We start from the raw sequence: 11,280 nt of genomic DNA on the forward strand, positions 1-11,280 counted from the left end.
CAATGGGCGATGTTTTTACAACACCGCCCCCCGCGCCGCGTCACGGCGTGGCCAGCTCGCGGTCCTCCACGCTGATCCGTTCCAGCGCGATGCCGAGCGCGCGGGTGTCGCCGTTCTGGCCCAGCGACGTGGGCGAGGCCGGTTGCGGAATGGTGATGGCCAGCGTGCGCGCGGCGCCGTCGGTGTCGAACTCCAGCGTGGTCTGGGCGGTCTGCTCGGTCCAGCGCAAGCGCTGCTGCTGGCCGCCCAGCGTGACCACCACCTCGCGCCCGACGTTGGGGCCGAACGCGTGGCCGGTCAGGCGCAGCCGCAGGCGCTTGGCCAGCGGCGCGGCGAATTCGATGCGGACCTCGGGGCCGTCGGTCCAGCTGCCCCACGGCTCCGGTCCGCTCAGGCCGCTGGTGCGCAGCACGTAGCCGCCGCTCAGCGGCCGCGAGAATCTGAGCAGGTGCACGCCCGGCTCGGCCGGCGGCAGTTCGAACAGCGCCATGTCGTCCTTGCGGGCGATGATGCGGGCCCCGGCCGGCGGCTGGTAGGCGCCGACCAGCAGCACCAGCTGGGTGCTGTCGGGCACAGACGCCCAGTCGACCTCGGTGGCGTTGCGCGGCACCTCCAGCAAGGCCACGTTGGTGTTTTCGATGAAGAACTTGGTGCGCAGCAGGCCGCCGATTTCCGTCGCCACCACGGTCAGGCCGTCGGCCTGTTCGCGGCTCAGGTAGTGGCGCGCGAACAGCCCGGCCTTGGTGTAGGCGTCGGCGTGGATCGACAGCCGCACCTCGTGCGCGGTGTTGGCCGCGCAGTACAGCGTGGTCACCGGCAGCGCGGCGAACAGGAACAGGCGCAGGCCCAGCTGGGGCCGCCAGATCCAGGCCAGCAGCGCCAGCAGCGCCAGGCCGGCCATGGTGTTGAAGCTGGCGGCGTTGAGCGAGAAGGCGCGCATCTCGGCGCTGTCGATGATGGTCGGCGCGTACGAGTGCAGCAGGTGGTAGCGGCCCCACACCACCAGCGCCAGCACGGCGCCGCCGGCCAGCAGGCGCCAGCGCAGCTTGAGCGCGGCCGCCGCCGGCGCGTACAGCAGTGCCGCCCCGCACAGCAGCATCAGCGGCAGCGCGAAGTTGTAGTAGCGGGTGTGGATGCGGGCCGCGGTGTCGCCCTCGGCCAGGCCGGTGATGGAGGCGGTAAACAGCACGGTGACCGCCAGCAGCGAGCCCAGCACCAGCACGCTGTACACCACCATGGCGCGCGCCTGGCTGCGCGCGCCCAGCAGCAGCGCCGCCGGCAGCGCCGCCAGCGGCACGCCGAACAGCACCGCCAGCGAGATCATATGGCCCTGCAGATTGTGCAGCGCCAGCCCGGCCATCGTCAGCAGCGGCACGTGCGCCTTGGCGGTGTAGGCCGCCTGCTCGGCGTACAGCGGACCGAACAGGCTCAGGCCGGGACGCCCGGCCAGCGCCCAGCCGACCAGCATGCGCGCCGCCAGCGCGCTGAGCACGGCCACCAGCGCCAGCGCGGCGGCCCGGCGCAGCCAGCGCCAGCCGCTGTCGGCGGCGCGGCCGTCGAAGGCGACGAAGGCCAGGAACACGCACAGGCTGGGGATCAGGAACAGCGCGTGCATCTTGACCATGGCCATCAGGCCGAGCAGCGCGCCCAGGGCGGCGGCGCGCGCCAGCGTGGGCTGCTGGTAGAACGCCATGCTGGCCCAGCTATAGACCCAGAACGCCAGGAAGTACATCGCCTCCGGCATGAAGAACGGCGTGTAGGCGTTGTTGGGGCTGAGCGCGGCGGCCAGCGCCAGCAGCGCCGCCACCGGCGCCGGCGCCAGGCGCTTGCCCAGCAGGTAGATGAAGGGCGCGGCCAGCAGGTACAGCACCGTGTTGAGCATGCGGTTGCAATCGAGGAAGCCGTCGCCGCAGTAGTTGGTCAGCTTGAACAGGCTGAAGTACAGGTAGGAAGGCACTTGCGCGGCCGACAGCGGCAGCAGGCGGGTGTTGCTGCTGTAGCTCCACTCGTCGATGAAGACGATAGGATAGATGCCGCTGTTGCGCAGGAACAGGTAGCAGAACACCAGCAGCAGGGCCGGCAACAGCGCCGACGAGAACAGGTTTTTTTCCAGGGGGGGCAATGGTTTCATATCAGTGATCGTGGTGGTCTTGCGTAGCGGGTTGGGCGCGCAGCCAGGCGCTGGTGTCGGCTTGCAACTGCTCCCAGCGGTAGAAGCGGCGGCGTTCGTAATACAGCGGGCCGGCGTGCGGCCGCTCGGCGGTGCGCGCCGGCGTGGCCTGCTGCAGCGCCTGGCGGCCCTGCAGCAGGTAGTGCGCCAGCACGAAGGGAAACAGGCCGATCCAGGTGGTCAGCTGCGACGGGTAGCGCAGGCACAGGCGCAGATGGCGCAGGCGGTCGCGCCAGCCGATGGCGCTGGTCTGCGGCGCGCCGTTGGCGGCCAGCGGCGACAGCACCCGGAACCACGGCGCCGGGCAGCGGTGGGCGTGGTACAGCGCGTACTGGCGCAGCTGCCGGCCCAGGCCGAGGCGGGCGGCGGTGTGCACCGCCAGGAAATGCAGGGCGTCGTGGTCGTGGTGGCCGCCTTCCCAGGCCGGCGCGCAGACCAGCTGCAGCCGCGGCAGCGCGGCCATGTGGCCGGCCAGCCAGGCGCCGGCCGCGTCCAGCCGGCGCGGCAGCGTGGCGTCGACGATGTCCAGGGTGTCGCCGGCGAACAGCACGTCGGCCGCCGGCACGCCCAGCGCCGCCAGCACCGCCAGCGATTCGTCGTTGCGGCGCGCGGCGCTGCCGTGGGCGCCGTGGGTCAGGTAGGCGCACACCACGCGCCAGCCCTGCCGGCGGCAGTCCTCGATGGCCTGGAACACGCCGAACTCGTCGTCCTGGTGGGCGAACAGGAACAGCGCGGCCGGTGGCGTGCGGTCAGTAGGCATCGAAGTCGAGGAAGGTGAAGTGGATGCGCGCCGGATCGAGCGCGGCCACGCGTCCCGACAGCGAGCGGTAGATCAGGTTCAACGGCGACGGCCGCAGGCGCCGCGGAATGCTGGGATAGCCGACGAAGCTGCGCTGCTCGTCCGGCAGCAGGCCGATGTACAGCCGCAGCGGCGACCAGGCGCCGGCCGCGCCGCCCGGCGCCGCGCCGGCGTCCAGGCCAGGGTCCAGCTCCAGTTCGGCGTAGGCGCGCGCCGGGCCGACCGCTGCGGCGTGAAATTGCCAGCGGCGGCGGTGACGGCGCGCCTGCACCGGATTGTCCGGGTTGGCGCAGCGCCAGGCCAGGCTGGCGGCGCTCCACAGGCGCTCGAAGGCGGGCGCCGGGGCGCGCGCCGGCGCCGCGTGGCCGACCGGGCCGACCCCGACCCGCGCCTCCAGCGGCCGCACCAGCTGGAAGCCGAGCTTGCGGATGAAGCCGGGCGTGCTGTTGGCGTTGGCCACGCCGTACACGCCGTCGTAGCCGGCGGCGCGGCCGGCGTCGAAGGTTTGCTGCGCCAGCTTGGTGAACAGGCCCTGCCCCTGGTAGGCGGGGTGGGTCGCGGTGTTGAGCGAGAGCAGCATGCGCGCCTGCTGGCCCTCCAGCCGCACGCGCACCGGAATGCAGACGTAGTGGGCGGCCAGGGTGTCGCCGTCCCAGGCGTCGTAGCCGACCGCCGCGCCGTCCGGGTTGGCGGCGTATAGCCATTGCAGATAGGCCGGGGTGAACTTGCTGGCGCCGGGGAAGCAGGCGGCGAACAGGGCGCCATACTGCGCCAGGGCCGGCGCGTCGGTGCGCAGTGGAGCGAAAGTGATCATTTGAATATCCAATGCTTGCTCAGGAAATAACCATTGACCGCCACCAGCGGCAGCGCCGCCAGCTTGCCGGCCAGCGCCGCGCCGGCCAGGTGCAGCGCCAGCGCCACCAGCGCCATCGTGATCAGGTAGTTGAGCGCCACCACGCACAGGTAGCGCGCCACCGTGGCGCCGCTGCTGATCTGGCGGAACGTGACCTTGGCGTGAAACGCGTAGTTGACCAGCAGCCCGCTCAGGAAGCCGGCCGTGGCGGCCGCCAGCGGCGCCGTGCCCATGCCGATCAGCAGCTGCATCACGCCGATGTCGAGCAGCGCGCACAGCACCCCGCCCGCCACGAACAGCAGGAACTGCGGTTGCCAGAACAGGCGCTTAAGCACGGCGGCCCAGGTGGCTCAGGCGGTGGATCGCGCGCCGCGGCACCGAGGCGATGTCGTGCGCCAGGAAGGCCAGGATCAGCTGCGTGCCCATCAGCACCGGCAGGGCCGACAGCATCACCGTGCCGGGGGCCGTCGGCAGGCCGGCGCGGGCCGAGTCGATCCAGTGGATCACGCCGTAGATGGCGCCGCCGGCCAGCATGGCCACGCCCAGCGGCAGTTCGATCGAGGCCAGCGACATATTGCGCAGGTAGTAGTTGTAGAACAGCCGCTTGAAGAAGTTGCGCACGTGCTTGGCGGCGAACTCGGTGATGATGCGCGAGATCTTCAGGTTGCTGACCTCGTCGCCGTAGCTGGCGTCCATCGGCACGTCGACCACCACCGCGTTCAGGGTGTTGAGGCGGAACAGCATGTCGGTCTCGAAGAAGTAGCGCCGGCTGATCTTGTCGAACGGCAGGTGACGGGCGGCGTTGGCGTGGATGGCGGTGAAGCCGTTGGTGGGGTCGAACAAGTCCCAGTAGCCGGACGACAGCTTGGTCAGCAGCGACAGCATGGCGTTGCCGAACAGGCGCAGCGGCGGCATCTGGCGGATCTGCTCGAGGTCGAAGAAGCGGTTGCCCTTGGTGTAGTCGGCGGCGCCGTCGACGATGGGGCCGATGAAGTCCGGGATCAGGCGCGCGTCCATCTGGCCGTCGCCGTCGACCTTGACCATGATGTCCATGCCATCGGCGATGGCGGCGCGGTAGCCGCTCATCACGGCCCCGCCCACGCCCTGGTTCTGCTCGTGGGTGACCACCACCACGCGCGGGTCGGCGCAGTGCTGGCGCACGTGGGCGCCGGACTGGTCCGGGCACTGGTCGTCGATCACATAGATGCGCTCGACCTCGGGGCCGATGCCGGCGATCACGCCGAGGATATGGCGCGTCACCCGGTAGCTGGGGATGACGACGGCGATGCGGGGAGTGGCGAGGGACATGGCGTTCAACATAAAAGGTTAGCGCGAGAGCGCGAAGGCGCCGGCGGCGATCAGCGCCAGCCCGGCCAGCTTGGCCGGCGTCAGCGCTTCCTGCAGCACCAGGGTGCCCAGCAGGGTGATCAGCGCCAGCGTGATGGCGGTCATGACGGGATAGGCCAGGCTGATCTCCAGCCGTTGCAGCGCCAGCGAATAGCAGACGAAGCCGGCGACATAGGTGCCGCCGGCGCCGCCCAGCAGCAGCAGCCGCAGCGGCGACCAGCCGCCGCCGGTCTGGCCGGACAGCTTGATCAACAGGGTGGCGGCGGCGCTGGCGAGGGCGGCGCCGGCGCACCACAGGTAGCCGATGAGAGTGGGATTCATGGATGGGCAATCATAGTGAGCGGGAGGCGGCCAGCACCAGCGCCAGGCACAGCGCGACGACCGCCAGGCTGACCTTGTCTTTGCTGACGTACAGCACCGGGTCTTCGTTGACCTGGCCGCGGAAGGCCAGCGTCCACAGCCGTCCCAACCAGAACACCAGCAAGGGCACCACGCCGAGCAGGAAGTTGGGATGCGGGTACAGCACCAGCACGTTTTGCGAATTAAAGTACAGCATGAAGATCAGCACCGACAGGAAGCCGCTGTTGACGCCCATGATGCTGATCGGCGCCTTGTCGGCGGTGGTGTAGCCGCGGCCGCTGGTTTTTTCCTTGCCCTGGCTGTGCAGATTGAACAGCTCGCTGTAACGCTTGAGCAGCGCCAGGCTGAGGAACAGGAAAAACGAGAAGGCCAGCAGCCAGAACGACGGTTCGATGCCGGTGCTGGCGCTGCCGCCGAGGATGCGCAGCGTGTACAGGATGGCCAGCGTGACGATATCGACCATCAGCAGGCGCTTGAGCAGCAGCGAGTAGCTCAGCGTGCAGATGAAGTAGATCAGCACGGTGCCCGCCAGCAGCCAGTCGTAGCTGGCGCACCAGGCCAGCGCGCCGAACGCCAGCAGCGGGCTGGCGATCAGCGCCAGCGGCAGCGGCAGGCTGCCGGCGGCGATCGGGCGCTTGCGCTTGACCGGATGCAGGCGGTCGTCGTGGGCGTCGAGGGCGTCGTTGAGCAGGTAGGCGCTGGAGGCGCACAGCGAGAAGGCGACGAAGGCGGCCATCGACTGCAGCAGCGCGCCGGTGTTGAGCGCATGGCCGGCCAGCATCGGCACGAACACCAGCAGGTTCTTGAGCCACTGGCGCGGCCGCATCGCCTTGAGCAGCGCGCGCGCGGCGCCGCCGCGGCGGCTGCCCAGGTGGGTGGTCTGGCGGCCGTCGGCCAGCGTGAACGGCGTCGACGTGACCGAATAGGCGTTGCGCGCGCCGAGCCAGACGGCCAGGTCGGCGCGGGCGTTGCCGACGTAGTCATAGCCCTGGGCGCCATACAGCGCGGCGAGCGCGGCGGCCTTGTTGTCGGAGGTCAGGTTGACCCCTTCCTCGGTCGCCAGCACCAGGTCGAACACTTTGAGGTGGGCGCCGATGGCGTCGGCAAAGCGGCGTTCGCTGCCGGTCGCCAGCACGATGCGGCGGCCGGCGCGCTGCTGGCCCGCGATATGGTGCAGCAGGCCGTGGTCGTAGGGCAGGGTGGCCGGATCGATCTCGACCAGCCCGGCGATCTTGTGCTTGAAGCCGGCCTTGCCCAGCAGCAGCCACAGCGGCAGCTTCCAGACTTGCCAGAAGTGGCGCTTGAGGAACAGCAGCAGCGCTTCCCACAGCAGGTCGGAATAGATCAGCGTGCCGTCGAGGTCGACGACCAGCGGCGTTTGCGTGCCGTCGATGCGCCGTTCGGCCGTGGCGGATGGGGTCATGGTGTCCTTGTGTTGCGGCGGCGTGGCGGTCCGGCTCATGGCTGCTCCCCGGCCGGGAATAAGAGGGTGGTCAGCTGGCGGGCGTTGTCGGCCCAGGTGAGCCAGGGCATGCCGGACGAGGCGCGCACCTGGCCGGCCGCGTGCAGGCGCAGCCACTCGCGCACGGCGGCGGCCAGCGCGGCGCCGTCGTCGCCGCTGAAGTACTGGGCGTGCTCGCCGGCGATCTCGCGGAACACCGGAATGTCGCGCGTGAGCAGCGGCAGGTCGTGGCGCGCGGCCTCGATCAGCGGCAGGCCGAAGCCTTCGCCCTCGCTCGGGAACAGCAGGCAGGCGCAGTCGCGGTAGACCCGCTCCAGGTATTCGTCGCTGATGCCTTGCAGCCAGTGCAGACGGCGCCCCAGTTCCGGGTGGCCGCGCAGGCGCGCCATGATGGCCGGGATGGTGCGGCGCTGGCCGTCGGGCAAGCCCTTCCAGCCTTCGCCGCCGACCACCACCAGCCGCACGTCGGCGCCGGCGGCCCACAGCTGCTCGAAGGCGTCGAGCGCCTGCAGGTGGCCCTTGCGCGGCTCGATGGTGCCGACCATCAGGAAGCTCGGCGCGGCGCCGATGTCGGCCAGCACGGCGGCGGCGTCGTCGGCCAGGCCGGTGCTCGGCAGCGAGGCGGCGATGTCGGCGCCGTGGTGCAGCACGGCGAACCGCGGCAGCGGCCGCTGCGGCGCGTGCTGCAGCAGCCAGGCGCGCGTCTCGTCGGCCACCGCGCCGCTGATGCACAGCAGGCGGTCGGCGTTGCCGCTGACGGTGTGCAGCCATTGTTCAAACACGTCGCCCACCCGCGCCGGGAAGAACTCCGGCCGCAGCAGCGGCAGCAGGTCGTGGATCAGGAAATTGACGCTGACGCCGGCGTCGCGCCAGCGCTGGAACAGGCCGATGCGGCCGGCCTCGGTGACCGCGCCGGGGAAGAAGTCGGGGCTGTAGAACACGTCGCCGGCGGCCACCTGCACCTCGTCCTCGATCACGCCGTAGCTGTCGGTGCCGGTCAGCGTGTGCTGGTAGCGGCGCGCGTAGCGGTAGTGCCAGCGGCCGCCCTCGTCGCTGAGGTAGACCGGCAGCACCTGGTAGCGCGTGCTGTGCAGCGCCATCAGTTCGGACAGCTGGGCCCGCACCACGCGCTGGATGCCGGTCTTCAGGTCCTCGCGCGCCACGGCCGAGACGTCGACCAGCAGCTGCGGGGCGACGCCGCCGCCGCCGACGCTGGCGTGGCGGCCCGCGTCGGACAGCAGCGCCTGCTGCAACTGCTGCGCGCTCTGCTGCCAGGTCAGCCACGCCATGCCGGCCGAGGCCGGCGCCTGGCCGGCCGCGTGCAGCGCCAGCCAGGCGGCTATGGCGTCCGCCAGGTCCTGCGGCGACTTGCCGTCGAAGTAGTAGGCGTGCTCGCCGGCCACTTCGCGGAACACCGGGATGGCGCGCGCGATGATGGGCAGCCGGTGCTGGGCCGCCTCGATCAGCGGCAGGCCGAAGCCCTCGCCTTCCGAGGCCGCCAGCAGCGCCGAGCTGTGCTGGTACAACTGGGCCAGCATCTGGTCCGACACGCCGGGCAGCCAGAACAGGCGCTGTTCGCGCTGCGGGTGCTGCTCCAGCTGCCGGACCAGGGCCTCCATCAGCCAGCCGTTCTTGCCGACGATGACCAGGTTGACGGCCACGCCGCGCGCCCACAGCAGTTCGCAGGCGGCCAGCGCCTGGGCCTGGCCCTTGCGCGGCTCCAGGGTGCCGACCATCAGCAGGGTCGGCGCTTCCTGCAGCGCCTGCAGCACGCGCGCGGCGTTGTCCGGCAGGCCGGTGCTGGGGGCGCTGGCGTCGAGGTCGGCGCCCAGGTGGAAATGGCCCAGCTTGAGCGGCGCCTGGCGCCGGTTGGGGCGGGTCGCCACCCACGCGGCCAGCTCGTCGGCGACGGCGCGCGAAATGGTGACGATGCCGTCGGCCGCGTAGGTGATGGTGTCGAGGTAGTCGACGTAATACTTGTCGGCGGCCAGGATGAAGCATTCGGGACGCAGCACCGGCAGCAGGTCGTACACCACGAACCAGACGGCGACCCCGCGGCGGCGCATCGCCAGCAGCTGCGGCTGGTTCTGCGAGGTGATGTTGGAGGCCAGGTCGAGGCCGAGGAACAGGTCGCCGGCGCGGCTTTCGACTGGCGCGTCCTCCAGCTGCGGCGAGCGCACGCCCAGCATCTCGGCGCTGAAGTTGCGGGCGTAGCGGTAGCTGCGGTTGCCGCCTTCGCTGTACACCGGCTCGACGCGGTAGCCGGCCGGCGGCGCCTTGATCAGCGCCAGCACGATGCTGCGCACCACGCGCTGGATGCCGGTCTTGTAGTCGGACTGCACCAGCGCCGAGACATCGATCAGCATCTGGCGCGGCGTCGTGCCCGGCTGGTTGGCGGCGATGGCGACGGCGGCGACTATCAGCTGGCTGTCCTCCGGCGCCGGGCGGATCGCGCTGACGGCGGCCACCAGCTGGCGATAGTGGGCGGCGGCGCTGCTGCGCGTCAGCTCCTCGATGGCGGCGTGGTACTGGCGGCCGACGGCGGCCGGCGCGTGGTGCAGGCGCACATGCTCGCGCCCGGCCTGCGCCAGTTGCGCGCGGCGTTGCGGCTGCGCGTACAGTTCGGCCAGCGCGGCGCTCAACTGGGCGTCCTCGAACAGGTCGGGCAGCTTGAGCAGCACGGCGTCGGGCAGGGTGGCGGCGGCGCCGTGGGCGTTGATGATGGTGGGCACGCCGTGCAGCAGGCAGTCCAGCACCGAGGCCGAGGTTTCACCGCGGGTCTGTGTGCGCAGCTGCACCGCGACGTCGCTGGCGGCCAGGTAGTGCTGGTAATCGTCGGTGCTGACGAAGCCGGTGATGGCGATGCTGGCGGGCGCTTCGCTGGCGGCGCCGGCGATGCGCTGCGTCAGCTCGCCGCCGTAGCGGTAGGCTTCGTTTTCGCCGACGAACAGCAGCCGGCAATCGGCCTGCCGCGCCAGCGGCGAGGCCAGGAAGGCGTCCAGCAGGCGGTGGTTGAGCTTGGTCGGGCCCAGCATGCCGAAGCTGCACACCAGGAACTCGTGCTCGGCGATGCCCAGCCTGGCGCGCGCGGCGGCGCGCAGCTCGGCCGCGCTGTGGCCGGCGGCCTGCGGCGGCAGGCCGCGCAGCAGCGGCAGCGTGCGCCAGCTGTCGGCGCTGCCGGGGCCGTACCATTGCTCGGCCAGCGTGCGCGAGAAATCGGAATGGACGATGACGCCGGCGGCCTGATCCAGCACCGCCTTGTTGCTCGGCATGGCCCAGATCGACGGGTTGTGGCCCAGTTCCTTGTGCGCCAGCAGGCCGCTGTGGCCGTGCGAGGCGTACAGCGCGCGCACATAGGCCAGCGGCTGCACGCCCTCGCGTTCCATGTTGTCGATCACGCCGCTGAGGAAAAAGTCGTGCAGCACGACGATGCCGGGGTGGCGCTCGAGCAGCGGGAACATGTACTGGTGGGCGTTGGAATTGCCGAAGTGGTACAGCAGGCGCTGGAAGTGCGGCGCCTGCTCATCGAACTGTTCCGGCGTGAGCAGTGGCAGGCGGCCGCCCAGCGCGGTGGCGGCGACGCCGCCGGCGCTGGCGGCCGTGACCACCAGCGTGATGTCGTAGTACGGCTCCAGTTCGGCGATCAGCTCGACGCTGTAGTCGGCGATGCCGGATTTTTCGGGCGGCAGCGGCGAGATGTAGGCCAGCCGCGGACGGGCGCCGCCGGCGACGGCGCCGGCGCGCTGCGCCAGCCGGGCCGCGTGCGCCTGTTCCAGCGCCAGCCACAGCGCGGCGGCGGCCGCCTCGGCGTCGAGCTCGGCGGTGATCGCCGGCAGCACCAGCGTGGCGCCGCGCAGCGCCGCCTGCTGGCGTTCGGCCAGCGCCTTGTCGGCGCCGGCGCCGGCGTCGGTGTAGACCATGCTGACGCCGTCGGGGCCGGGGCCGAACACGGTGTCGTTGAGGGCGACGTCGAACAGGCCGGGCGCGAACACCGCGTCCGGGTTGAGGCTGGCGAGGAAGCCGTCGCGCACCAGGGTGGCGGCGTGGTGGCTCCAGCCGTGGCCGGCCGGAACTTCATAGCTGAGCAGTTGCGCCGGCGCCAGGGCGTCGAAGGCCAGCCGCAGGCGGTCGATGTGCTCGCTCTGGCCGGCGGCCAGGGCGAGCAGGACGGTGTGCGGGGTGGCGCGGGCGGCGCCCTGGCGCAGCAGCGCCTGGGCCAGCGCGAGCACCGCGTCCGGCGCGCGGGCGGCGCCGTTCTGGCAGGATTGGAGATCGATTACAAGGCGCAT

At 71.2% G+C, this 11,280-nt stretch carries 8 protein-coding genes; all 8 read right to left on the minus strand.

Translation table 11 applies throughout. The annotated features are described in order from the left end of the window. Window positions 1-40: 40 nt before the first annotated feature. The 8 genes from KVP70_RS05705 to KVP70_RS05740 are packed head-to-tail and all read right to left on the minus strand — an operon-like array spanning window position 41 to window position 11,280. Window positions 41-2,131 (minus strand): DUF7024 domain-containing protein, encoded by a 2,091-nt coding sequence (locus KVP70_RS05705; RefSeq protein ID WP_217941095.1) that lies wholly within the window; start codon window positions 2,129-2,131, stop codon window positions 41-43. 1 nt (window position 2,132) lies between these two features. After that, on the minus strand, window positions 2,133-2,930 hold the full coding sequence (locus KVP70_RS05710) for a PIG-L deacetylase family protein (protein ID WP_217941096.1): 798 nt from the start codon (window positions 2,928-2,930) through the stop codon (window positions 2,133-2,135). Then, window positions 2,920-3,783: a GNAT family N-acetyltransferase gene (locus KVP70_RS05715; protein WP_217941097.1), complete on the minus strand. Its 864-nt coding sequence runs from the start codon at window positions 3,781-3,783 to the stop codon at window positions 2,920-2,922. The genes KVP70_RS05710 and KVP70_RS05715 overlap by 11 nt, the downstream gene beginning before the upstream one ends. Beyond that, window positions 3,780-4,157 (minus strand): GtrA family protein, encoded by a 378-nt coding sequence (locus tag KVP70_RS05720; RefSeq protein WP_217941098.1) that lies wholly within the window; start codon window positions 4,155-4,157, stop codon window positions 3,780-3,782. Before KVP70_RS05720 ends, KVP70_RS05715 begins: the two co-directional genes overlap by 4 nt. Continuing rightward, window positions 4,150-5,130 carry a glycosyltransferase family 2 protein gene (locus tag KVP70_RS05725; RefSeq protein WP_217941099.1) on the minus strand — a complete coding sequence of 327 codons (981 nt, stop codon included), beginning with the start codon at window positions 5,128-5,130 and terminating at the stop codon, window positions 4,150-4,152. The genes KVP70_RS05720 and KVP70_RS05725 overlap by 8 nt, the downstream gene beginning before the upstream one ends. A gap of 18 nt (window positions 5,131-5,148) precedes the next feature. Further along, window positions 5,149-5,490, minus strand: coding sequence for an SMR family transporter (locus KVP70_RS05730; protein WP_217941100.1), 342 nt, complete (start codon window positions 5,488-5,490; stop codon window positions 5,149-5,151). Window positions 5,491-5,500: 10 nt separating this feature from the next. Next, entirely contained in the window at window positions 5,501-6,991 is a 1,491-nt protein-coding gene (locus KVP70_RS05735) for a UbiA family prenyltransferase (protein WP_217941101.1), read from the minus strand. Beyond that, entirely contained in the window at window positions 6,988-11,280 is a 4,293-nt protein-coding gene (locus tag KVP70_RS05740) for a glycosyltransferase (RefSeq protein ID WP_217941102.1), read from the minus strand. Before KVP70_RS05740 ends, KVP70_RS05735 begins: the two co-directional genes overlap by 4 nt.

The organism is Duganella violaceipulchra, assembly GCF_019166075.1.
GTDB classification, from domain to species: Bacteria; Pseudomonadota; Gammaproteobacteria; order Burkholderiales; family Burkholderiaceae_D; genus Rugamonas; species Rugamonas violaceipulchra.